The organism is Saccharospirillum sp., from assembly GCF_039982735.1.
Lineage (GTDB): Bacteria > Pseudomonadota > Gammaproteobacteria > Pseudomonadales > Natronospirillaceae > Saccharospirillum.
Map to the genome: position 1 here is coordinate 139,285 of NZ_JBDWXV010000020.1, position 22,570 is coordinate 161,854.

The window sequence follows — 22,570 nt, forward strand, 5'->3', positions numbered from 1 at the left end:
TCACCAACGCCTTTGTGAGGTCGCCCCGAAATTACGCGTTTATGCCTCGCCAGATAGCGTCTCAATGATACGGCAGTCCATGATAACCCCGCCTTCACAGCAGGCGCTTAATCTTTCCAGCTCCTGTTCCATCGCACGCAAGTCTTTCAGTCGGGAGCGGACCTGCGCCAACTGCTGTTCAACTTTGGCATCCACACCGGCGCAGGACTCTTCCTGCCGATCGGCTAGCGAGAGCAGTTCACGGATATCGTCAAGGCTGAATCCGAGCCCCCGGCTTCGCCGGACGAACACCAGCCGCGAATAATCCGCTTTGGAGTAAAGGCGATAGCCGGATTCCGAGCGGGTTGCTCTCGGTAACAGCCCAATTTTCTCATAGTAGCGTATGGTCACAGGTTTGATGCCGGTATGTTCAGCCAGCCGACCCACCGTGTAACTTTTTTCGCTCATTGCCATTGACCTTATAGTTACTATAACCCCTAGTGTATCGCTATATTGCTACTTATAGGAGGGTATGTCGTGGACAGTTGCTGTGAAAACAAGGCAGGCGAGCTGGCACAATTGAGAGCGAACCAGAGCCGGGTGCTTTACACAGCGCTTGCCATCAACGCTGTGATGTTTGTGGTGGAGTTCAGCGCCGGCTGGATTGCCAGCTCTACGGCGCTGCTGGGTGATTCACTGGATATGTTTGGCGACGCCTCTGTCTATGCGCTGACGCTCTTTGTGCTGGACAGAAGCCGTCGTGCGCGTGCTGGTGCAGCCCTGCTCAAAGGCGGTTTTATGCTGTTGTTCGGTGTCGTTGTCGTGGCCGATGCGATACGTAAGCTGTTGATTCAGGAGGTCCCCTCTGCTGACTGGATGGGAGCTATCGGCGCCCTTGCCCTGTTTGCAAATGGCATTTGTTTCGCCTTGCTCTACCGTCACCGCGCGGACGATCTCAATATGCGTTCCACCTGGCTGTGTTCCAGGAACGATCTGTTTTCCAACAGCAGTGTGATCATCGCAGCTGGATTGGTGGCCGTCACCAATTCCCTGTGGCCCGATATCGTGGTGGGCCTCGCTATTGCCGCGCTCTTTCTGCACTCCGCCTGGCAGGTTATCCGTGAGGGTATAGAAGAATGGCGAGTTGGTATCCCCGAGTCCGTCAACTGAAAGTGACAGCGCTCGGTGCTGAACCGCTGAATCGACTTGTTCATGAATCACTGCCCGACAATGAGCTACTAGATAACAGTCACTCAGCCTAATCGGGATCGACTTTGCACCTTCGATCATCTGTTGAACGCAGAAGGTCTTCATGAAACCGGGAAGATTTCTGGCGAAACTTTGTTAAGAACGTTGATGTCGAAACAGGATGTGAATTGAATAATGAATAATCAATTAAAGTCGTTTTATCTGGCAGAGCGGGTAGCAGCCACTGATGCTGAAGACCGGGGTGATTTGCATGCGGCGTTCAGACACCTTGAACGGGCACATATCTTGAGCCAGAAGTTCGCGTTCGCACATGCGGCCACGCATTTGCGTATGTTCCGGCTCGGCTGGCGCACACGTGATGCCCGCGAAGCCCTCGGGCAGTTGGTACGGGCCATCGCAGCGTTGCTGTTCTCACGAATCTGGGTTCCTGTTGGCAATACGGGGCGTGCGAACGTCAGTGCGTTTGAACCAATGCCGGTGCCGGACGACTTGGTTCGTGTCTTGAAAGACGCTGGCGGCAAGTGATTTTCTTTGTGTAGTCACTCCTGATAGTGTCCATTGCGTGCAGTTGTTCCATAACTTGAGCGACCCGGACTGCAAGGTGCTTTGTACGAGACACAATCCATGCGGAGCATTGCGGGTTGGCCAAGAACAACAGCCGACTGCGCATACTGCCCCTCAATCAGGTCACCTCGATGTTGATAGCGCCCACCAGATCACCTGCTGTGACTTTCAGTTCTATTTGACCTGCCGCCATGGTGGTCTCCACATACGTGCCGATAGCGCCACCAGTGAGCGTCAGCAATGAAGGCCCAACGATTCTGCCAGGCCCGCTGATGCTCAATTGCACGACGGGGCTCCAGTAGGGCATTTGGTTGTTGTTTTGATCCAGCCCGCGAATAACCACCCGGGTGAGTTCTTTTTGAGTAGACGACAAGGTGGTGTCATCCGCCTCAATGCTGAGCCTGGTGGGTTGAGAGTCGGCTGCAAGCGTTTTTTGGATCACGGCCTCATCGTTGACGAAACCGGTGAGTTTCACGTCGCTCCAGGCCAGGCCCCACTCGCCCAGTTCGCTTGGGTCCAGCGTTCGTTCATCCAGTATCACTGGTGCATTGGGCAAATTTGGGAAGGTATCACGGTCGGGGTAGACACGGCGCACGGGCTGGCTTCCGTATTGAAATTCCAGGTAGTCGCAGTTGGTTAGAATCATCAGTGGCATGGCACCGCTGATGTCGCGCTCCCCGCGTGCCCAGGCCGTAACCGGATGCATTACCGGGTCGTCGCTGGCCGGTTTTTGGCTGGCGTAGGCAAAGGCCGCGTGTTTCTCAATGCGAAACATATCGGTGACGCCGTGGTAGCAGATACGATCGCCCGAGCCAAAGTCTTTGTGGGTGTTGTAGTCGAACAGCGACCAGGCAATGCCGCCGCTGGTGGTCTCAGTACCGTAAATTTGATCCAGAATTTTCAGGTGACGCAGAGTGTGCTCATGCTGGCGCTGTTCCTGATCAAACCGTTTGGTCGGATACATGTGACCGTTGTATTCCGTTACCAGATAAGGGACTTTGTGGTTTAGGCCGGTCACGGTTTCCTGATCGCGCAGGATGATCTCTTCGCCGGAATGAATGAAGTCGTTCATGGTGAACACGTCTTCCAGAAATTCGCTGTTTTCGATACAGCGAACGCCTCCGGTTTGCCGGGTGCGGTCCAGTGATCGGGCAATCCTGTTGGTGCGGGTATAGAGTTCTGTGTGATCGGGGCTTTCATTAATGCGTACGCCCCATAGAATGATCGATGGACTGTTCCAGTCGCGCTGGATCATGTCTTTAACGTCTGCGCAAACTTGCTCCTGCCAGTCTTCACCTCCAAGATGCTGCCAGCCGGGAATCTCCTCGAAGACCAGCAAGCCGATGCTATCGCAGTGGTCAATAAATGCCTTGCTTTGAGGGTAGTGCGAGGTTCTAACCAGGTTGAAGCCAAGTGTAAAGCGCATCAGGTCAGCGTCTTTGCGTTGTGCCCGCGGGCCAACGGCATACCCCAGGTAGGGCCAGGACTGATGCCGGTTCGCGCCACACAGGGTTAGGCGCTTGTTGTTCAGATAAAACCCATCTACCCGGAACTCGGCGGTCCGGAAACCAAAACGAGTTGAATAAAGATCCGTTCCTGCCGGTGTGGTGGTGCGAATTGTCACCAGGTACAAGGACGGACTCTCAACCGACCAGAGCTCAAGGTCAGTGAGGTGCTCGAATTGGAACTCCGCAGGAGCATCCGGGGCGGTTTCAATGACCTTGGTTGCAATAATTTCGCCTTCCGGCGTGGTGATGTCTGCTGTTACCGTGACGGGCTCGGTCAACAGCGTCGGGTTGCGAAACCAGCACTGAATATTAACGCCCTTTTCGGGTGCCAGAGTGTTTGTTGTTTCAACTTTAACCCGCTGAATCGATACCGGCTCCACGATGCTCAGGTGCACATCCCGGTAAATACCACCGTAAGTCTGGTAATCCAGCTGTCCACCAAAGGGGGGCGTATCAGGGCGCTCACGAGCATCGACAGCGACGGTGAGCAGGTTGTCGGATTCCGGCTTCAGTGCATCGGTAATGTCGACGTCAAATTCTGTGTAGCCACCCCGGTGTTCTGCCAGTTTTTTGCCATCCAGATAAACCTGGCAGGCGGTCATGACACCCTCAAAGGTCAAAATGGCACGCCTTCCGGTAGACAATTCTGAAAGTTCTTGTGCCGTCAGGGTCCGGTAGTAGCTGAAGTCCTTGTGGAATACTGCTTCGCTAAAATGGTTGTAGGGCACCTCCTGCACGGTGTGTGGCAGTACCACGGCGGTGCATTCGGCAAACGACGCTGGTTGAATGTCCGCGTCGCTGAAGCCTTCTTTGAAATACCAGCCGGTATTGAGCAAATGTTGATGTCGCATGGTAATCCTATTTAACCGAGCCAGTCATGCCATGAACGAAATGTCGCTGCATGATCAGAAAAACAATAAGGGTGGGAATAGTCGCGACCAGCGTGCCGGTCAGAACCACGCCGTAGTCAGGGCTGTAGGCTGAAGCCAGTGAAGAAATGACCAGGGTGATGGTTTTGGTGTCTTCCGACTGGAGGACAATCAACGGCCACAGATAGTTGTTCCAGTTGGTCATAAACATGATGATGAAAGCGGCCGCATAGGTTGATTTCATCACCGGCATGTAGATGTAAAAGAAGATTTGCCACTCCTTCATGCCATCGACCCGCGCGGCCTCGCGTAATTCGGAAGGGAACGCTTTGCTCGCTTGTCGGAAATAGAAAATGATAAACACCGAGGCGATGGTGGGGATGATGACAGCGGCATGGGTGTCGAGCAGACCGATGGTCGCAAAAATTTTGAACAGTGGAATCATCAGGGCGGCAAAGGGAATCATCAGTGTCAGCAGCACGAGTTGATACACTCTTTCCCGGGCTCTGGACTTGAATATCTCGAAGCCATAGCCGGCCATCGATGCAACAAGTAAGGTCAGCAAGGTGCCCAGCATCGTGACCTTGATTGTGTTCCAGAGAACCAGAGGCAGATTGACCAGGTCGTTCAGTTTCTGCCAGTTAGCGGCCAGTTCTGTACCGAATGTCATACTGCCGCGCAAAATATCAATATTGGCGTTGGTGGCCCCAATGATCAGCCAGATAAAAGGGAAGACTGATACCAGAGAGAACACGACAAGTAGCGCATAGGAGGGCAGCAGGTTCTTTTGAGTGCGACTGATCATGCATCTTTCCCCGCGACTTTAAACTGAAGAATCGATAGCAACGCGACAATCAACACGATCACGTAGGAGACTGTAGCGGCGTAGCCGAAGTTCGGAACATATTGAAACGACAGTTTGTAAATGTAGACCGACAGCGTAATTGTAGAGTTGGCCGGGCCTCCGTTGGTGATGTTCATGATTTCATCGAACAGCTGCAGGGTGCCAATGGTAGAAATAACCGTGGTAAACAGGATTACCGGTTTTAACATGGGTACGGTGATTCGGGTGAACTTCTGAAAGGCGTTCGCGCCTTCAAGGTCGGCCGCTTCATAAATAGAGCGATCGACATTCTGTAGGGCAGCAATATAGAAGATCATGTTGTAACCAGTCCAGCGCCAGGTGATGGCGGTAATGATGGTGATCTTTGCCCAGAATGGATCGGTCAGCCAGCCGATGGGTTCGTTAATCAGGTGCAGGTTCAGCAGGAAGCTGTTGATCACCCCATCCTGACTGAACATACCTTTGAACAGCAGTGAGTAAGCGACCAGGGAGGTCACACAGGGTAGAAAGATCGCGATTCTGAACAGGTTCTTATATTTCAGATCCGGGTTGTTCAGCGTGTTGGCCAATACAAGTGCCAGCGTCAGCATGATGGGCACTTGTACCAGCAAAAAAATGAAGGTGTTGAACAGCGCGGTTTTAAACAGCGGGTCACGAAACAGCCGGTACACGTTGGTCAGGCCGCCGAACTCAGTGACCACGCCCTTGCCGACCTGCGTAGATAACCACAGTGACTGAATAATCGGGTAAACAGCAAACGCCAGTATCAAAGCCAGGGACAGGGAAACAAACCCCCAGCCGTTGATGTTGACGAACCGATTCATCGAATTCCTATGCGTCCGGTACATCGAAGCATTCCTCGGTAAAAAGAGCCTGCCGGATCTGCACCCGGCAGGCTGAAAAGAAGCCGGTCACGAACGAGGCGTTCCACGCGACCGGCTTGGTGGTGATGGTGGGAATTGATCCGCTTACTGGATCTGGCCGGCTACCTGGGCTTCCGCATTGGTAATGGCCTCATCAACGCTCATACCACGCAGCAGTCCGGGAACCTGAGCTACCAGCGCATCGGAGACTTCGTAGGTGTAGGTACCAAAGTCGATGGCCGGAATCATGGCTGACCAGGCAGCGAAGTCTTCGAAGACTGGCTGGCCACCGAAGTAGGCATCACCCTCGACGTAGGCGGTGCCTGCTTGAGAGGGCAGGTAGCTGCCCACGGCGCCACGTTCGACCAGAATCTTCTGGTAGAAATCGACGTCACTGGCAAAGGTGCTTCTCAGGAAATCGATGGCTTCTTCCTTGGTATCTGAACTGCTCATGACATACCAGCTGGAGCCACCCCAGTTGGATGCATTGGCGGCGCCATCAACACCACTCAGGCGGGGGGTAGGAGCAACAGCCCACTGACCGGGCTGGTCCAGTGATTTGATCGTTCCCATAAACCAGACACCGGTGATGGCGGTGGCGACATCGCCCTGACTGACCCCCGATACCCATTCAGACCAGCCGGTGGAGGAGCGTGCCACGCCGCTGGCATGCAGATCCCGGTAGAGGTTAAGCGTGGCTTCCAGGCCTGCATTGTCGCGCAGATTCAACTCACCGGCTTCGTTAAAGAACCAGGTGTTGGCCGAATGCATCAGCATGCGCATAAAACCGGATTCAGCCGTGTTGACAGAAATGATGTCCATGCCGGTTTTTTCTTTGACGACTTTGCCGATCTCGATGAACTCATCCCAGGTGATGTCTTCCAGGTCCTGTGCGCCAAAGCCGGCTTCAGCCAATACGTCAGAGCGGTAAAACATGCCGGTCACGCCGGTATCGAAAGGCACTGAGTAGGATGCGCCGTCAACCGTCGCCAGTGAGACTTTATAAGGCGCGAAGTCGGACATATCGATGTCGTCATCCAACCGTTCAAACGAACCGGGGAATGACTGCAGGTAATTCTGGGCCTTGTAGTCTTCAATCAGCACGATGTCTGGCAACGAGCGCGTTACACCGGAGGCCAGGTTGGTGAGCAGCTTCTGCTCTACATCGTCTTTGGAATAAACGATGATGTTGAAGGTGACATCTGGGTTCTGCTGCAGGTAGCGGGCTTTCGCCTCTTCCATGATCGCGATGTTGAAGTTCGGATCCCAGGCCCAGATGGTGATTTCTTCCGCCTCAGCCTGTGAGACAAGAGGGGTCATTGCCAGCGACAGGCTGGCCAGTGTTGTGAGTTTTGAGCGCATGACGGTTTCTCTTTGTGTTGTTGTTTGCTTCACCGCCCCCTTCACTGATGGGGAGGACCGACCAGTCCGTGACGGGACTGACGGAAGTATTCAGCAAACTGAGAAACCTTTCAATAAATATTTACTAATAATTAACTAAATATTAACTCCCGGTGTTTCAACATCGGGGCTGCGGCAACTGTTACGCCAGACAATGTGCGTTGGTATGACCACTTTTTTCGGTATGGAACGGCCGTTAACCCGCTCCATCAGCAGGTCTACCGCCGTTTCCCCCATCATCTCAGTATGCACCTTAACGGTCGAAAGCGTCGGGTATACGTGCTGGGCGGTGGGAATGTCATTAATGCCGATAATCGCCACATCCTCAGGTACTTTGATGCCAGCTTCCTGAAGGCCGCGCAGCGCACCAATGGCGATACTGTCGTTGCCACAGAGAATGACTTCGGGCAGGGTCTGCCCCCCGGCAATCAGCCGTCGCGCCAGCAGGTGGCCGGTTTGTGGTGAGAACCCATAGGTGTTCCAGTCGCGGGTTGCCGGATCCGGCTCAGTCGGGTCCGCATGGCCATTGCCACCAATGTAGACGCGCTCTCCGAGCTCAACCCCTTTCGCTTTCATGCATTCAATAAAGGCTTTCTTGCGTTTCTCGCCCAGTGGCGTGTCGAAATCGCGCACGATCTCCTGGCCGCCAAAATAGGCGATATCCCGGTAACCGCAGGCCCAGAGCCCGTCGATGGCCTGGCTCACGGCCTGTTCAACGTCAATCACGACGCTATCATAGAGTGCTTCCGTCGGTGAAGAGTCAACAAACACGATGTTCGGGCACTGCGCCTTCAGCCAGGCGCAGTATTCCAGAGAAAATTTGCCGATGGCGATGATGCCGCTGACGCCGCGCAAGGACGGCGGTTCGACGTCGGGGTCGACCCGGTAGCTCTTGCTAAGGTTGATGCCCAGTTGCTGACACCGGTCTTCAATGCCCATGCGAATGGCGATGTAATAGGGGTCTTCCAGCTCCTGAGTCGGGGACTGAAAATGCACCAACGCCACGTTCAGATTGGAGGTTTTGGCGTTGCGCCGGGCAGCCCGCATGCGCGGAGAGGCATATTCCATCCGCTCGGCGACCTCAAAGACGCGCTTTTTCTTGGCGTCTGAAATGGACAGGGTGCTGTCGTAGTTCAGCACCCTGGATACCGTGGCGGAAGAAACCCCTGCCTCGCGTGCAATGTCTTTGATGGTTGCCATGGTTAGCTAACCTGATTCTACTCAAACCAAGGGTCAGTATACGGCACACTAATATTTAGTAAATTATTTCTTCTCCAGATCATGGCTCTGGGAAGACCGATGCGCAACGCCATAGCGAACGGGGTAGAGAAAAAAGCTGTCCTATGCTGCAGGCATTGTTCGGGTAATCATTCCGGTAGCAGACCCTGCCCAGCCAGGGTCAGCCCTCAGTTGATCATCCCAGGCAGCCAGGTCGCGATCGGTGGATAAATGATCATCAGTGCGACCAACAACATGGAACACAGTATATAGGGAATGGCGGCTGTGTAGATTTCCCTCATGCTGGTACCGGCCGGTGCTACGCCTTTCATCACAAACAACAACAAACCAAAGGGTGGGGTAGTAAAGCTGATTTCGAGCGCGAGTAAGATGATGATGCCGAACCAGATCAGGTCGAAGCCCAGTGTCTCAGCCAGCGGGAAGAAGAAGGGAACCGTGAGCATCATGATGGAGATTTGTTCCATGAAGGTACCGAGCAGCAACAGCACACCGAACATCGCGAGCAGCATATAAATGGGGGCCAGGTCATAAGAGGTAGCCCATTCGATCAGCCCGCTGGAGGCTCCCGAAAACGCCAGCAGCTGACTGAATGTGGCAGAGCCGAAGACGATCAGGTAAGCCATCAGCGTGACTTTCAACGCACCACTGACCGACTGGGTAAACACCCCCCAGCTCATTTTGCGGTAGATGAACCCGAGAATGATCACACCCAGAGCACCAAAGGCAGCTGACTCTGACGGTGTGGCCAGACCGGTCAGCATCATCATCACGATCATGACCATGACACCCACCATGGGAATGATGTCGGTCAGCACTAACTTGAGTTTTGCCAGCAAAGGTACCGGTTCCAGCTCGTAGACGGGCGCAGCGTCGGGGTCGAGGCGTGTACGCACCCAGATGGTGACGATGTAGAACAAAGCCAGAATCAGGCCCGGTATGATGCCGGCGATCAGCAGTTGGGCGATGTCGATTTTCGCCAGTGTCCCCAGCAAAACGGCAAGGGCCGAAGGTGGAATAATAATGGCTAACCCGCCGGTTCCCAGAATGGGCCCGATCGACATGTGTTTCTTGTAGCCCCGTTTGTTCATTTCCGGAACCAGTAGAGAACCCATTAGGGCGGTTGAGCCCATCGATGAGCCGCTCAGGGTACTGAATGCGGTACCACCTACGACCGTGACATAGGAGAGTCGACCCGGCACCTTACCCATGAGTTGATCGATGGCGTTGAACATTTTCATGCCAAGCCCGGAGCGGAAAAACAGTTCGCCCATCAACAGGAAAAGTGGAATAGGGACCAGGCTGAATTTTGACAGTGATCCGAAGCCATTGTTCAGCAGCTGGATAATTCCGTTCTGGCCACCCATGAAATACCAGGAGCCAATGACGTTGGCCGCAAGAAAAGCCAGCGCGATGGGTGTGCCGATGCCCATAAAAAGGACAATGAGTGACAGCAGGAAACCCAATGCAAAATACCATTCCATCATTCTTTTATCCCCGCTTCACCGCTGTGCAAGATGTCTTTGCCGATCACAAACTTTAAGAACTCGGTCGCCATCAGAAAAAAACAAAAGGGGAAGACGATGGTGAGTATCCACTTGGGTACAAAATAGGCACGTACATCGTAATCGTTCCGGCTGATGTTCTGCACCACAAGGTCATAGCCTTTCCAGGCCAATACCAGACAGACCACAACGCAAAACAGGGAAACGGCCCGACTGTGAATGTTCAAAAAGGATTTTGGCAGTGCTGCCGTGAGCAGTTCGATATAAACATGTCCTTTCTCTCTAACTAGCCAGGGCGCACCCAGCAGTGTGAGGTAGAACATGGCGTATTCAGTCGACAAGAAGAACCAGGCCGAAGGTTGTAAACCCAGGTTGCGTAACACGACGGTCAGTACAATGGCGACCATCAGCCATACCAGCATGGCGCCGGCGATGATGGCTAGTAGATCAATCAGGGCCTTGTAGGCCTTGCTGGCAATTCGCATGGTGTTCACCTGTTGGCAACCGAAACGACAGGAACATCAGGGTAGGATGTTCCTGTCATGGCTTGGTTTGAAAAGGCAGGAAGCCTTTTTTAACAACCTATTAGAGTTCGTTGAACATCTCGACCAGCGAGTCGTAGTGCTCCAACCCCATGGGGTGACGCTCCATCAGACCACGCATGCGGTTCCAGGTTGCTTCACGGGCCGATTCGGAGAACTGATCCCGAACCTCGCCTTGCAGGTCGACAATCTGCATGCCATTTTCAATCATCTCTTCACGCTGTGTCTTTGCGTCTTCTGCCAATGTCAGGGCGCTGTCGCGCTCGTGCTCAATGGCGACTTCCTGAAGGATGGCTTTCGCGTCATCGCTCAACGCATTCCAGCTATCGAGGTTGATGATTACACCCATATCAGTTGAGAAAAACGACGGCTCGATGCGGTAGTTCAGGAACCGGTCCCAGTTCAAATCGGCCAGGCCAATCTCAGTCCAGCCCGTGGCATTGACCACGTTTCGTTCCAGTGCTGAATAGACGTCAGTGGTTGGCAGACTGATCGGTTCGGCACCCAGGTAGTCCCGGAAGAATGCATCGTACACCGGGTTGGAGCGCAACTTCAGACCGTCGACACTCAGGCGGCCGTCATCACCAATGGTCGGCTCGTCAACCGTATAGAGGTTGTAGCTCACACCGCTGTCGAACCAGCCCAGGTAATAGACACCCATCTTTTCCTGGTGAATTTGGTTTAACAGGTCAATACCACCGCTTTCGCGGGCATAAATGGCGTTGGCGTTGGAGGCGACCATGATGTCCCGCTCCGGTACCGTGCCACCGTAGAAGCTGGCTGCTGTATAAGCCATATCGACAATGCCATTGCGCACTGCATCGGGTTGCTCACTCAGGCCAATCACTTCCGGGCCGCCACGCACGTCGATTTCAATGACGCCTTCGCCACGCTCGTTCACCTTGTCGACAAACTCGAGAAAGCTGCGGGTATAAATCAGCGAGGTGTTGAAGGCATGAACAGCGGTAATGCGCTCTTCCGCCGAAGCGATGCTCGTGACCGACAGGGACGACACGAGGCCAATGGCCAGGGCCGTTTTTTTCAGGAATGACTGCTTCATTATTATTACCTCTCGTTGTTATGACTCCGGGGGCTGCCTGTTGTTCTGTTAGCCGCAATACTGGCTAGGCTGGCATGGTCCGGTCTTTTTTGGGGTTTGCGTCATCGATTGTCGCGGGCGATCAGCCCGAGTGCTCCTTCCGGCTGGCCCTGAGTCCAGGGATACCGTGTTTGATACGTCAACAGAAAGTCGTCTATCTTCGATCTGTATCCTTCGGTCAGATCAATATCATCCCAGCCATTCAGCAATTTGGTTTTCCAAACCGCGTTGATGTCGAATGGGATAATCTGGTCAGCACAGTGAATCTGTTGGCTTGCCAGGTCCACGCTGATGGAGGTTGGTTCAGCCCCGAGTGCGCTCAGCAGTCGGTCGGCGTCTGCTTCGCTCACGAGCGCCGGTAACAGCCCATTGTTAACCGCGTTTGATGAGAAAATATCGCCAAAGCTTGGGGCAATAACACATCGAAAACCAAAATCGACCAGGGCGTATACGGCCGCTTCACGCGATGAGCCCGCGCCAAAATTGCGGCGCGTGACCATGATTTCAAAGTGGGCGGCGCCGGGCTGGTTTAATATGAAATCGTCCACTGGCTTGCCGGTGTCATCATGGCGAAGGTCGTACAGCAGGAACTGGCCGTACCCCACACTGCGCGGTTCTTTCATGAATCGGGCGGGTATCAGTTGGTCGGTGTCCACGTTGCTTCTTACCAGCGGGCAAGCGGGGGCCGTCAATTGGGTAAAGGGCGTCATGACTGGGGGGCCTCCTGAAGCAAGGGGCGCACATCGGCGAGGTGTCCGGCTACGGCTGCTGCTGCGACCATGGCGGGCGACATGAGGTGCGTGCGGGAACCCAGACCCTGGCGCCCTTTGAAATTCCGGTTAGTGGACGAGGCGCAACGTTCACCCGATGCCAACTGATCGCCGTTCATGCCAACGCACATGGAGCAACCTGATTCGCGCCACTCCAGCCCGGCATCAATGAATATTTGGTCCAGCCCTTCGGCCTCTGCCTGTGCCTTTACCTGCGTAGAGCCTGCCGAAATCAAACCGGGTACCTTGCTTTTACGACCTTTGAGCACAGCCGCCGCCGCGCGAAGGTCCTCAATGCGAGCGTTGGTGCAGGAACCAATGAATACCCGGTCTATGACAATGTCGGTTAACGCCTGGCCAGGGGTCAGGCCCATGTAATCAATGCTGTCGCGATGTTGCCGGGCTTTGTCAGGAGAGTGCTCGTCATCCGGGCTGGGTACACAAGCTGTAATTGGCAGCGCTTCTTCCGGCGACGTTCCCCAGGTGACCTGAGGGGCGATGCTGGTGGCGTCGAGTTCGACCTCAAGGTCAAAGACTGCGTCTTCATCGGTCACCAGGGTTCGCCACCAGGCCGCAGCCTGCTCAAATTCATCGTCTTTTGGCGCCAGTGGGCGGTCTTTGAGGTAAGCGAGGGTTTTGTCGTCCGGTGCGATCATGCCGCAACGGGCGCCCCCTTCAATGGACAGGTTGCACAGGGTGAGTCGGGCTTCAACACTGAGGTCATCGATGGCCGATCCGGCGTACTCAATGGCGTAGCCCCGGGCGCCGTCCGCACCCAATTGTGCTATCCAGGCCAGGGCAATGTCTTTGGCGGTTACGGCCGGCGACAAAGTCCCATTGATGCGAATGCGCAGTTGTTTGGGTTTGTTTTGCCACAGGGTCTGAGTCGCCAGGACGTGCGCCACTTCCGAGGCGCCAATGCCAAACGCCAGAGCGCCCAGTGCACCATGTGTGGAGGTGTGGCTGTCGCCACACACCATCACCAGGCCAGGCTGCGTTAGCCCAAGCTCGGGGCCAACGACATGAACAATACCCTGGCGCGAATCGTCCAGTCCGATCAGGGGTACTCCGTGGGCACGGGTGTTTGTGATCAGTTGTTCGATCACGCTGCGTGTCTTGTCATTCACCGTCTTCAGGGAGCGCGACCGGGTGGGCACATAATGGTCGGCAATGCCCAGCGTCAGCTCCGGGTGACGCACGGAAAGACCGCGTTCGGCCAACTTGTTAAAGGCGTGAAACGACCCCTCGTGAGCCAGATGCCGGTCGACCCACAGTAGGCTCTGGCCTTCATCATTCTGGCAGATCTCATGGCTTTGCCAGATTTTGTCGAACAAGGTCTGTCTGCTCATGTCGATTCCACGCTGCCCGAAAGGCTGAGATCATTAAGATGATCATTTAAATGTATTAGAAATAGTACAATTAAAGGTATACCAAGAATTTCAGGTCTGTCAACTCTCTCAGTGCAATCGGGGTGACGGGGGAGTGATCTACCCGTTCAGAGGGTCAATGGTCTGCCAGTAGCGGTCGTCCTCTGAGCCGGCCCGGTTGAGGTCGATCTGAATGCGATAGCGATCGGGACGGTAGAGTGCTTGCAGGTGCTCAACCCCATTGCCGGCTTTATCGAACACAACCCGGGTGAGTGATATCAACGGTGAACCCACGGAAACATCCAGTGCCCGGGCCACTTCTTTGGTGGCCAGCGTGGCTGAAATACTTTGGGAGGCGTGGTCCACGTGGACGCCGCTGCGTTCAAGCAAAACGAACAAAGGGGTACTGGCCAGGTCACTTTCGCTGTAGTTCAGCGCTATGCGTTCAGGCACATTGGTGACCAGATAGGAAAAGGGTTTGTCTTCCGACAGACGTACCCGGATGGACCGCTGGGTTCGATCATTGTCGCCGAGCCCAAGCCGTTCGCGAATCGTTTCAGACGGTTGCTCGTACACGAATTCAAGCAGGCGAACCCGCGAGTTTTCACCCAGTTTGACCATGTTCGGCAGTAAATTGGAAACACTCGCCGTCATTACCGTAGCGCCGACAGGGCGCTCGCACACACGAGTACCAATGCCCGGTTTTCGATAAATCAGGCCTTCTTCGGTCAGGGCTTCCATGGCCCGGCGAACGGTAACGCGCGACACCCGATGTTCTTCCGCCAGCTTTAATTCGCCCGGTAATTTGGTGCCCGGTGCCATGCGGCCGTTCACGATCGCGTCTTTAAGCAGTAAAAACAACTGATGCGACTTGGTGCCGCCAGGCCCGCCTGAGTGAAGGGGTGCATCCATGGAAGTTCCTCGTTGACGCTGAGACTGTCTTTACTTGACAGGTCACAGGTATAGCACATATAAATGTATTAAGTATAGTACATTAGAATAAGACAAAGGCTGTGGATGCTCGCTGCATCAACACGGCCGCTGTGGAGAGAATCCCCTATGCCAATGCTTCAGGTCAACCTGCTTAAAGGCTATAGCCCGGAGATCAAGCACCGGCTAATGCGCGCGCTTACGGGCGCAGTCAGAGGCATCACCCAGGCCAAACCCGACGCCATTACGGTTTGGATTCATGAAGTCGGGTCCGATCAATACAGCCGGGGAGGGGAACCGCGTCAGCCGGGTGTCGGTGCTCCCGATTCGGCCGCCATGGTGGGCGATTTTCTGGCTGCTATGGAGGCGCGGGATCTGGAAAAGGCGGAAACCTATCTGGCGGCCGACTTCGTTATGTCGTTTCCCGGCAGCGGTGAACTCCGGTCACTGGCGCAACTGGTCGACTGGGCCAGGGGGCGTTACCGGTATGTCAAAAAAACCATCATCGCGACCGATGTTGCCTACGGCATGGACACTACCGTTGTTACCACGCATGGCACCCTGGCCGGCGAATGGCCGGACGGTCGCGCGTTTAACGGTATTCGGTTTATTGATCGCTTTGAGCTACGGGCAGGTCTGCTGGTTCGGCAGGACGTCTGGAACGACCTGGCCAATGCGAATGAATAAGGCCTTCGCGTATTCGCTCCCGGTGTAGCAGGCGCCGACGGGCACATACAACGACAAACCCCGTTGGCCTGTCGCGCCTGTTCGCACATTACATTGAACTTATATCTGGATGAAATGACTTATGACAGCAGACCAGAGCACTTCGCACGCTTCGAGCCTGAAAGCTCGGTTACACCATTCTGATATCGTCGTAGCGCCGGGTGTCTACGACGCGTTGAGTGCTTCTCTGGCGCAACAGGCCGGGTTCGACACCGTTTATCTGTCCGGCGCCAGCCTGGCCTATACCAAGCTGGGGCGGCCAGACATTGGCCTGATGAGCTTGTCAGAGGTGAACGACACCCTGGGCCACATTCGTGAACGCAATGACGTGTCCATCGTGGTGGATTGTGACACAGGTTTTGGTAACGCCCTGAACGTCATGCGCAGCGTGCGCCTGCTGGAACGTTCGGGAGCCAACGCGATACAGCTGGAAGATCAGACGTACCCCAAACGTTGTGGGCACCTGAAAGGAAAAAGCCTGGTCAGTGCCAGTGAAATGGCGGGCAAGATCAAGGCGGCTGTTGATGCTCGTGACAGTGATCAGACGCTGATCATCGGCCGAACCGATGCCATTGCGACAGACGGTATTGAGGTCGCGCTGGAACGGGCACACGCCTATTATGAAGCCGGTGCCGATATGGTTTTCGTGGAAGGCATTCGTTCGTCGAAGCAAATTGCCCAGGTGATGAAGGCCTTCCAGGGTAAGGTGCCGATCATGGCCAATATGGTCGAAGGCGGTGATACACCGTTGCAGGATGCCCAATCGCTGCAGAAGCTGGGGTTTTCCATGGTGATTTTCCCGGGGGCACTGGTCCGTGCGTTTACGTTTATGGCGAGCCGTTTTTTTGACACGCTCAAGCGGGATGGCACCACCGATAACTTTCGGGACCAGATGTTGAACTTTACCGAGTTGAACGATTACCTCGGCACTCAGTCCATGCTGGAACTGGGTCAGCAGTACGAAGACATCTCGCGCTAGGAGCAGAGGCAATGAATCGATCAGGAGGCGACGTATGATTACCACCGACAAGACGGCAAAAGAAATTTTTCACGAAGTGATGGCCAATCCGCAGCGCGTACCCTTCGGGTTTGGCAAGAAAGCGGTGCTGGTTAATGTGGATCCGCAAAAAGCCTATACCCGCACCGATTTGTTTAAAACCGCGTATGAACACGACCCCAATCAGATGACGTACGTCATGGATTTGGTAAAACGCTTTCGGACACTCGGCTGGCCGGTCGTCTGGACGCATGTCGCCTTTATGGACAACGCCGACGACGCCGGTGTCTGGGGAACCCGAACCGACACACCGGATTCGCTGCAGAACATCAAGCACGGGTCAGAGCGGGCCGAGTTTGATGACCGGCTCGACATCGACCCGACAACAGAGCCGATCTACACCAAGCGCATGCCCTCCGCCTTTTTTGAAACGCCGTTGCAGTCATTGCTGGTCTGGCACCAGGTGGACACCGTGATCATTACCGGTGGCTCCACTTCCGGGTGCATTCGCGCCACGGCGGTCGAGAGCCTGTCACGAGGGTACAGAACCATCGTTCCGGAAGAATGCGTGGCGGATAAACACGAAAGCTACCACTACGCAAACTTAACGGATCTGCATCTGAAGTACGCCGACGTGATGACCGTCGCGGATGTAAAAACCTGGCTGGATCAGGAAATCGCCAAGTAAGAGAGGCTCCGTATGATGGAATCACTGAACGCCTACGACTATTACGCCTACGAGAACCGGCCCAAGATACGTTGGCCCAACGGTGCCCGGGTGGCGTTTTGGGTGGCCCCCAATATTGAATTCTACGAGTTGAATCCACCACCCAATCCATCCAGAAAAGCCTGGCCGCAACCGAACCCGGCGGTGCCCGGGTACAGCATTCGTGACTGGGGTAATCGGGTCGGCCATAAACGCCAGATGGATCTGCTGGAAAAATACGGCATTCGCGGTTCGGTATCCTTATCGGTTGCGCTGTGCGACCACCACCCTGAAATCATTGCCGCCTGTATGGAGCGAGACTGGGAATTTTTCAGTCATGGCATTTACAACACGCGCTACACCTACAACATGAGCGAGGATCAGGAGCGGGCGATGATCCGCGACAGTATCGAGACCATTCATCGCCACACCGGGCAAAAGTGTGCGGGTTATCTGGCGCCGGCGTTGTCGCATTCGGAGCACACCCTGGATCTCTTTGCCGAAGTGGGCACTGAACTGTTCGGTGATGACGCCGGTTTTTATACCTGTGATCTGTTTCATGACGACCAGCCCACGCCGGTGCATGTGCGATCGGGAAAACGCTTTATATCCATGCCCTATTCGCTTGAGATGAATGACACCATTGTCTACGCGGTGAATAAGGTAGAGCCGCGTCATTACCTCAACATGCTTAAGCGGCACTTTGATCGTTTGTATGAAGAAGGGGCCGAATCGGGCACGGTGATGTGTATTCCAACGCACAATTACCAGATAAGCTGCCCGCACCGGATCAAGGCGTTTGAAGAAGCGCTGGAGTACATCACCGGTCATTCGGACGTGTGGGTGGCAACCGGGCGGGAGATTGCCGAGCATTATCTGGCCAACGGTTATGATGACGCCCGCACTGCGATCGCCCGGCAAAACGGAGGGCAGCGCTGATGAGCTTGCCAGACGATTACCTCGCCTACCCCTGGCGCCAGTACGGCAATGACCACAACCGCTACGACTGGTCGATGTTGACCGATCGCCCTCCGGTTCAGTGGCCCAATGGCAAACGACTGGCGGTGTGGGTGAACGTATCGGTTGAGTTCTATCCGCTCAACCAGCGCGGCATTCCGTTTAAGGTGCCCAACGGTATGACCATGCCTTATCCGGATCTGCGACACTATTCATTGCGCGATTACGGCAACCGTGTAGGGATTTACCGCTTTCTGAAAGCCTTTGACCGGTACAACATCACGCCCACCTTCGCGCTGAACGGACAAATTGCAGAACGGTACCCAAGCCTGTTAAGTCGGCTTGCCGATACCGGTGCAGAATTGCTGGCCCATGGCTGGAACATGGACCATTTGCACTACGGGGGGCAGGATAAAACCGAAGAAGCCGAGCAGATCAAACGCACGCTCGACACGCTTCGCAAGCACAGCGGTCAGTCCATTGAAGGGTGGCTGAGTCCGGCCAAGAACCAGAGTGAGAACACGCCGGATTTGTTGACTGCTGAAGGCGTTCGGTACTGCTGCGATTGGGTCAACGACGACATGCCGTATCCGTTCCGCTCCGAACAGGGCGACCTGATGATGATGCCGCTGCCCACTGAGCTTGAAGATCAGTTCGTCATTGGCAATAACCTGCATTCGGAAGATTCGTGGGTGCAACAGGTAAAAGACGCCTTTGATTTTCTGATGGAAGAGTCGGCTACTCAGGGTGGTCGGATGCTGGGTCTGAACATCCACCCCTGGATGATGGGGCAACCGCATCGCATCGCAAGCCTTGAAGCGATTCTGGAGTACATCTCCGGACATGAGGCTGTATGGCAGGCCGGTTCAGGAGAGATACTGAGGGCCTTTCAGACACAACAGGATTCAGGTCGCGAGGCATCGTCATGAGTACAGTGCATACCGGGGTTGAATCGGGAGGCTTCGACTTCAGCATGCCGCTGGTCATTGTCGGCGCTGGTGCCTGTGGTCTGGTGGCGGCACTGGCGGCCAAGGAAGCTGGCATTGAGCTGGTGGTGCTTGAACGCGATGCCTTCCCGCGGGGCAGTACCTCCATGTCCTCCGGATTTGTGCCCGCGGCCGGTACCCGCTTTCAAACAGCCGTCGGTGTCGTCGATTCCGCCGAGTTGATGGCCACCGACATTCAAAAGAAGAATGGCCACGAAGCCGACCCGGCGATTGTGAACACCCTCGCCGAACAGTCTGCGGGCATCATCGAATGGCTGGCAGACCGTCACAACATTCCGTTCGAACTGGTGCAAGGGTTTTTGTATCCGGGTCACAGCGCCGAACGCATGCACTGTACACCTCGCCGAACCGGCGAAGAGTTGATGGGTGCCTTGCTCACGGCCGCCGAAAACGCGGGGATCGACATCATTACCGATGCGCTGGTGACGGATCTTTATGCGAATACCGAAGGCCGGATTACCGGCCTGACCTATGAACAGCCGGATGGCTCCCGTGAAACGTTGGGCTGCGATACGCTGTTGCTCGCATGTAACGGCTATGGCGGTAATCAGTCTCTAGTCAAACAGTACCTGCCACAGATGGAGCGCGCCTTGTATTACGGGCATGAGGGGAACCAGGGCGATGCCATTCGGTGGGGCGAACAACTGGGAGCCAGCTTGAAAGATCTGGGGGCTTTTCAGGGGCACGGCTCTCTGGCCGACCCACCGCAAACCCTCATTTCCTGGGCGGTGATGATGCAAGGCGGTATTCAGGTCAACATTCACGGCGAGCGTTTTTCCAACGAGCACGGCGGGTACTCCGAACAAGCCGCCAAGGTCCTGGCGCAGCCGACCCAGTATGCCTGGAACCTCTACGATCATCGCATTCACGACTATCTGACTCGCTTTGAGGATTATCAGAATGCGATGGCGACGCGGTCGGTCAAGACCTTCGACTCCCTTGAAGACATGGCTCATGCATTGACCATGGACCTGGCCGTTCTGGAGTCCACGTTTTCCGAGATGGCGAGTCTGGCTGAGAGTGGCCAGAGCGATCGATTCGGGCGCACCTTTGCGGCGCAGGATCTGTTAAAGCCGCCTTACTGCGCCATTCGGGTAACCGGAGCCTTGTTCCATACCCAGGGGGGGCTTGAGATTACCCCCGGCGGCCGGGTGCTTGATGACACCGGTGGCGTTTTACCGAATCTGTTAGCAGCCGGAGGTGCCGCACGGGGTGTGTCGGGCAGTAACGATACCGGGTATTTGTCAGGGAACGGGTTGTTGCATGCCATTGTGATGGGGGGCATTGCCGGTCGGACGGCAGCCGCAATGCTGGCTGACCCGCCTTGACAGTGTCGCCATAAAGGCGAATTCAATGGAAACCAGCAAACAGGGCCAGCGCTGACTACGCCGGCTCTTTTTTTAACCGACGCTGGCGATTCTATTCAGATAAATCCACCTGTGAAACGCCGTTTTTCTGACTACACTGCCCTTTGTCGGGTTGCCCGGCCACGTAGCGCTCATTCGAGCCTGCCTCTGCAAACGCACACCAGGGAATCAACATGTTTCTACCCATTCTTGCCATCGTCTTCGGCCTGATTCTGCTCGTCTGGAGTGCTGACCGTTTTGTCGGTGGCGCGTCCTCAACGGCGCGTCATTTCGGCATGCCGCCGTTATTGATCGGTATGGTCGTGGTCGGCTTTGGCACCTCCGCCCCGGAGATGGTGGTCTCAGCGCTGGCGGCAAGCCAGGGAAATCCGGGCATTGCGCTGGGTAATGCGTATGGCTCGAACATTACCAACATCGCGTTGATTCTGGGCGTTACCGCGCTGATCAGCCCGATTGCCGTGCACTCTCAGGTACTGCGCAAAGAGCTGCCTATTTTAATGGCGGTGACAGTGCTGGCAGGCTGGCAGATATGGGACGGCGAGCTAACCCGGCTGGACGCTCTGGTGTTACTGGTGGTGTTTGCCGGCCTTATGGGCTGGACCATTCGCCAGAGCATGAAGCAGCAGGGTGATGCCCTGGCTACCGAGATGGTCGAGGAGTTGTCGGCAGAACCCATGCCGCTGAAGCGGGCTCTTATGTGGCTGGGCGTTGGCCTCGTGTTACTGATCATCAGTTCGCGCATACTGGTTTGGGGCGCTGTAGCCATTGCCCAGAGCCTGGGGGTCAGTGATCTGATCATTGGCCTGACTATCGTGGCCGTCGGAACTTCCCTGCCCGAGTTTGCCTCGTCGATTATTGCTGCACGGAAAGGGGAGCATGACATTGCTTTGGGCAACATCATCGGTTCCAACCTGTTTAATACACTGGCCGTAGTAGGTATTGCCGGCATGATCAGCCCGTTGGCTGTTGGTCCGGAGGTGTTTTACCGCGACATCATGGTGATGGCCGGTCTGACCCTGATGCTCTTTGTGTTCGGGTACGGCTTTCGCGGCCCGGGCCGAATTAACCGGGTCGAAGGGGGGGCTCTGTTGGTCGCGTATCTGGCCTATACCGGCTATCTGATCAGTACCCTGTTCGTTTGATCAGTGATCATAGCCAACCTTTGTGTTTGAAAAATAAATAGGGGGCTATGCCGGAGGCAAACATCAACACCAGCGCCATCGGATAGCCCAGCATCCAGTCAAGTTCCGGCATGACCCTGAAGTTCATGCCGTAGGCGCTTGCCACCAGAGTAGGCGGCAGAAACACCACCGCTGCGATGGAAAAGGTTTTAATGATTTTATTCTGATTGATGTTGATGAACCCCTGCGTTGAATCCATCAGAAAGTTGATTTTATCGAACAGAAAGCTGGTGTGGGTGAGCAGGGTTTCAATGTCATGCAGTACTTCATTGCACAACTCTGAGCTGGAGAGGCGGCTGCGCACCTGGCGTTGCAGAAACGTCAGTGAGCGTTGTGTATCCATCAAACACAGTCGGATCTTGCCGTTGCTGTCTTCCAGTTTGGCCAGTTGGTCAATGGCCCATTCCAGGTCGGAATCTTCTTCTTCAAGAACGACCTTGCTGACGCCTTCCAGATCCCGGTGAATGTCTTCAATAAAGTCAGCCAGATTCTCCACCTTCTGTTCGAAAATGGTCATCATCAGGTCGGATGGAGAAGCGGCTTCTACCTGACCGCGCCGTGCGCGCAGACGCAGCAGGCGAAAGTCGGCGAGTTTGCCTTCGCGCACCGTGATCAGGCGTTTGGGTTGCAGAATAAACGCAACCGTCGCGGTTTTATGCCGGCCTTCCGAGTGGCTTAAAAACAGGGAGTGAACGTGAACGCCTTCGTCGTCAACAAAGTAGCGGGCGGAGGATTCAATTTGTGACACATCGCTGCTTTGTGGCAAGTCTGAGCGCAACAGCGCATTGATCAGGTCGCGCTCGCCAGAGTCGGGTTCGTGGGCGTCCAGCCAGTCAGCACCGGCGATGGTCTTTTCCGTGAGTTCATCGGTAGGTAACTGGTGAATGGTGTTCTGGTCGAGCTTAAACAGTCGCAACATGATGCAGAATCCTGAGCGTCATAC

Annotated in this window: 22 protein-coding genes; 9 read left to right on the plus strand and 13 right to left on the minus strand. The window is 55.1% G+C overall.

Annotation, left to right across the window (positions count from 1 at the left end):
* Positions 1-39: 39 nt before the first annotated feature.
* Positions 40-447: a helix-turn-helix domain-containing protein gene (locus tag ABJT94_RS17780; protein WP_348477284.1), complete on the minus strand. Its 408-nt coding sequence runs from the start codon at positions 445-447 to the stop codon at positions 40-42.
* Positions 448-516: 69 nt separating this feature from the next.
* Between ABJT94_RS17780 and ABJT94_RS17785 the strand changes: the two genes are divergently transcribed.
* Entirely contained in the window at positions 517-1,149 is a 633-nt protein-coding gene (locus ABJT94_RS17785; RefSeq protein ID WP_348477286.1) for a cation diffusion facilitator family transporter, read from the plus strand.
* 213 nt (positions 1,150-1,362) lie between these two features.
* Positions 1,363-1,713 (plus strand): DUF3703 domain-containing protein, encoded by a 351-nt coding sequence (locus tag ABJT94_RS17790; protein ID WP_348477288.1) that lies wholly within the window; start codon positions 1,363-1,365, stop codon positions 1,711-1,713.
* 157 nt (positions 1,714-1,870) lie between these two features.
* Here ABJT94_RS17790 and ABJT94_RS17795 read toward each other — a convergent pair whose 3' ends face one another.
* The 11 genes from ABJT94_RS17795 to ABJT94_RS17845 all read right to left on the minus strand — a co-directional run bounded on the left by ABJT94_RS17795 (position 1,871) and on the right by ABJT94_RS17845 (position 14,668).
* A complete protein-coding gene (locus tag ABJT94_RS17795; protein ID WP_348477289.1) occupies positions 1,871-4,111 on the minus strand; it encodes a glycoside hydrolase family 2 TIM barrel-domain containing protein in 2,241 nt (746 codons plus the stop codon).
* A 7-nt stretch (positions 4,112-4,118) separates the two neighbouring features.
* Positions 4,119-4,934: a carbohydrate ABC transporter permease gene (locus tag ABJT94_RS17800; protein ID WP_348477290.1), complete on the minus strand. Its 816-nt coding sequence runs from the start codon at positions 4,932-4,934 to the stop codon at positions 4,119-4,121.
* Positions 4,931-5,797 carry a sugar ABC transporter permease gene (locus ABJT94_RS17805; RefSeq protein WP_348477291.1) on the minus strand — a complete coding sequence of 289 codons (867 nt, stop codon included), beginning with the start codon at positions 5,795-5,797 and terminating at the stop codon, positions 4,931-4,933. Before ABJT94_RS17805 ends, ABJT94_RS17800 begins: the two co-directional genes overlap by 4 nt.
* A 144-nt stretch (positions 5,798-5,941) precedes the next feature.
* Positions 5,942-7,198, minus strand: a complete 1,257-nt coding sequence (locus ABJT94_RS17810; RefSeq protein WP_348477292.1) for an extracellular solute-binding protein — start codon at positions 7,196-7,198, stop codon at positions 5,942-5,944.
* Between the two features lie 135 nt (positions 7,199-7,333).
* A complete protein-coding gene (locus ABJT94_RS17815; RefSeq protein WP_348477293.1) occupies positions 7,334-8,437 on the minus strand; it encodes a LacI family DNA-binding transcriptional regulator in 1,104 nt (367 codons plus the stop codon).
* 206 nt (positions 8,438-8,643) lie between these two features.
* Positions 8,644-9,960 (minus strand): TRAP transporter large permease subunit, encoded by a 1,317-nt coding sequence (locus ABJT94_RS17820; protein WP_348477294.1) that lies wholly within the window; start codon positions 9,958-9,960, stop codon positions 8,644-8,646.
* A complete protein-coding gene (locus tag ABJT94_RS17825) occupies positions 9,957-10,463 on the minus strand; it encodes a TRAP transporter small permease subunit (protein WP_348477295.1) in 507 nt (168 codons plus the stop codon). Before ABJT94_RS17825 ends, ABJT94_RS17820 begins: the two co-directional genes overlap by 4 nt.
* A gap of 100 nt (positions 10,464-10,563) precedes the next feature.
* Positions 10,564-11,580 (minus strand): TRAP transporter substrate-binding protein DctP, encoded by a 1,017-nt coding sequence (dctP, locus tag ABJT94_RS17830; protein ID WP_348477296.1) that lies wholly within the window; start codon positions 11,578-11,580, stop codon positions 10,564-10,566.
* 101 nt (positions 11,581-11,681) lie between these two features.
* Complete coding sequence (leuD, locus tag ABJT94_RS17835) at positions 11,682-12,329, minus strand: 3-isopropylmalate dehydratase small subunit (protein WP_348477297.1); 648 nt, start codon at positions 12,327-12,329, stop codon at positions 11,682-11,684.
* Positions 12,326-13,738, minus strand: a complete 1,413-nt coding sequence (gene leuC / locus ABJT94_RS17840; RefSeq protein ID WP_348477298.1) for a 3-isopropylmalate dehydratase large subunit — start codon at positions 13,736-13,738, stop codon at positions 12,326-12,328. The genes leuD and leuC overlap by 4 nt, the downstream gene beginning before the upstream one ends.
* A 138-nt stretch (positions 13,739-13,876) precedes the next feature.
* Entirely contained in the window at positions 13,877-14,668 is a 792-nt protein-coding gene (locus tag ABJT94_RS17845; protein ID WP_348477299.1) for a GntR family transcriptional regulator, read from the minus strand.
* A gap of 147 nt (positions 14,669-14,815) precedes the next feature.
* Between ABJT94_RS17845 and ABJT94_RS17850 the strand changes: the two genes are divergently transcribed.
* The 7 genes from ABJT94_RS17850 (at position 14,816) to ABJT94_RS17880 (ending at position 21,588) form a co-directional block, all read left to right on the plus strand.
* Positions 14,816-15,373: a tautomerase family protein gene (locus tag ABJT94_RS17850; RefSeq protein ID WP_348477300.1), complete on the plus strand. Its 558-nt coding sequence runs from the start codon at positions 14,816-14,818 to the stop codon at positions 15,371-15,373.
* Positions 15,374-15,494: 121 nt separating this feature from the next.
* Positions 15,495-16,391: an oxaloacetate decarboxylase gene (locus ABJT94_RS17855; protein WP_348477301.1), complete on the plus strand. Its 897-nt coding sequence runs from the start codon at positions 15,495-15,497 to the stop codon at positions 16,389-16,391.
* A 34-nt stretch (positions 16,392-16,425) separates the two neighbouring features.
* Positions 16,426-17,097, plus strand: a complete 672-nt coding sequence (locus ABJT94_RS17860; protein WP_127556687.1) for an isochorismatase family protein — start codon at positions 16,426-16,428, stop codon at positions 17,095-17,097.
* 12 nt (positions 17,098-17,109) lie between these two features.
* Positions 17,110-18,054, plus strand: coding sequence for a polysaccharide deacetylase family protein (locus tag ABJT94_RS17865; protein ID WP_348477302.1), 945 nt, complete (start codon positions 17,110-17,112; stop codon positions 18,052-18,054).
* Entirely contained in the window at positions 18,054-19,001 is a 948-nt protein-coding gene (locus tag ABJT94_RS17870; RefSeq protein WP_348477303.1) for a polysaccharide deacetylase family protein, read from the plus strand. The genes ABJT94_RS17865 and ABJT94_RS17870 overlap by 1 nt, the downstream gene beginning before the upstream one ends.
* Positions 18,998-20,407 (plus strand): FAD-dependent oxidoreductase, encoded by a 1,410-nt coding sequence (locus ABJT94_RS17875; RefSeq protein ID WP_348477304.1) that lies wholly within the window; start codon positions 18,998-19,000, stop codon positions 20,405-20,407. Before ABJT94_RS17870 ends, ABJT94_RS17875 begins: the two co-directional genes overlap by 4 nt.
* Positions 20,408-20,619: 212 nt before the next feature.
* Entirely contained in the window at positions 20,620-21,588 is a 969-nt protein-coding gene (locus tag ABJT94_RS17880) for a calcium/sodium antiporter (protein WP_348477305.1), read from the plus strand.
* A 7-nt stretch (positions 21,589-21,595) separates the two neighbouring features.
* Here the strand turns inward: ABJT94_RS17880 and corA are convergent, their stop codons facing one another.
* Complete coding sequence (gene corA / locus ABJT94_RS17885; RefSeq protein ID WP_348477306.1) at positions 21,596-22,546, minus strand: magnesium/cobalt transporter CorA; 951 nt, start codon at positions 22,544-22,546, stop codon at positions 21,596-21,598.
* Positions 22,547-22,570 lie beyond the last annotated feature (24 nt).

Bases quoted from the DNA above. Each gene is read 5' to 3' on its own strand.
- ABJT94_RS17880 (WP_348477305.1), top strand. From the start codon at position 20,620: ATGTTTCTACCCATTCTTGCCATCGTCTTCGGCCTGATTCTGCTCGTC.
- ABJT94_RS17845 (WP_348477299.1), bottom strand. From the start codon at position 14,668: ATGGATGCACCCCTTCACTCAGGCGGGCCTGGCGGCACCAAGTCGCAT.
- ABJT94_RS17810 (WP_348477292.1), bottom strand. From the start codon at position 7,198: ATGCGCTCAAAACTCACAACACTGGCCAGCCTGTCGCTGGCAATGACC.
- ABJT94_RS17860 (WP_127556687.1), top strand. From the start codon at position 16,426: ATGATTACCACCGACAAGACGGCAAAAGAAATTTTTCACGAAGTGATG.
- ABJT94_RS17875 (WP_348477304.1), top strand. From the start codon at position 18,998: ATGAGTACAGTGCATACCGGGGTTGAATCGGGAGGCTTCGACTTCAGC.
- ABJT94_RS17870 (WP_348477303.1), top strand. From the start codon at position 18,054: ATGAGCTTGCCAGACGATTACCTCGCCTACCCCTGGCGCCAGTACGGC.
- ABJT94_RS17865 (WP_348477302.1), top strand. From the start codon at position 17,110: ATGATGGAATCACTGAACGCCTACGACTATTACGCCTACGAGAACCGG.
- ABJT94_RS17800 (WP_348477290.1), bottom strand. From the start codon at position 4,934: ATGATCAGTCGCACTCAAAAGAACCTGCTGCCCTCCTATGCGCTACTT.
- dctP (WP_348477296.1), bottom strand. From the start codon at position 11,580: ATGAAGCAGTCATTCCTGAAAAAAACGGCCCTGGCCATTGGCCTCGTG.
- ABJT94_RS17790 (WP_348477288.1), top strand. From the start codon at position 1,363: ATGAATAATCAATTAAAGTCGTTTTATCTGGCAGAGCGGGTAGCAGCC.
- ABJT94_RS17805 (WP_348477291.1), bottom strand. From the start codon at position 5,797: ATGAATCGGTTCGTCAACATCAACGGCTGGGGGTTTGTTTCCCTGTCC.
- ABJT94_RS17780 (WP_348477284.1), bottom strand. From the start codon at position 447: ATGAGCGAAAAAAGTTACACGGTGGGTCGGCTGGCTGAACATACCGGC.
- ABJT94_RS17815 (WP_348477293.1), bottom strand. From the start codon at position 8,437: ATGGCAACCATCAAAGACATTGCACGCGAGGCAGGGGTTTCTTCCGCC.
- leuC (WP_348477298.1), bottom strand. From the start codon at position 13,738: ATGAGCAGACAGACCTTGTTCGACAAAATCTGGCAAAGCCATGAGATC.
- ABJT94_RS17855 (WP_348477301.1), top strand. From the start codon at position 15,495: ATGACAGCAGACCAGAGCACTTCGCACGCTTCGAGCCTGAAAGCTCGG.
- ABJT94_RS17820 (WP_348477294.1), bottom strand. From the start codon at position 9,960: ATGATGGAATGGTATTTTGCATTGGGTTTCCTGCTGTCACTCATTGTC.
- ABJT94_RS17850 (WP_348477300.1), top strand. From the start codon at position 14,816: ATGCCAATGCTTCAGGTCAACCTGCTTAAAGGCTATAGCCCGGAGATC.
- corA (WP_348477306.1), bottom strand. From the start codon at position 22,546: ATGTTGCGACTGTTTAAGCTCGACCAGAACACCATTCACCAGTTACCT.
- ABJT94_RS17795 (WP_348477289.1), bottom strand. From the start codon at position 4,111: ATGCGACATCAACATTTGCTCAATACCGGCTGGTATTTCAAAGAAGGC.
- leuD (WP_348477297.1), bottom strand. From the start codon at position 12,329: ATGACGCCCTTTACCCAATTGACGGCCCCCGCTTGCCCGCTGGTAAGA.
- ABJT94_RS17825 (WP_348477295.1), bottom strand. From the start codon at position 10,463: ATGCGAATTGCCAGCAAGGCCTACAAGGCCCTGATTGATCTACTAGCC.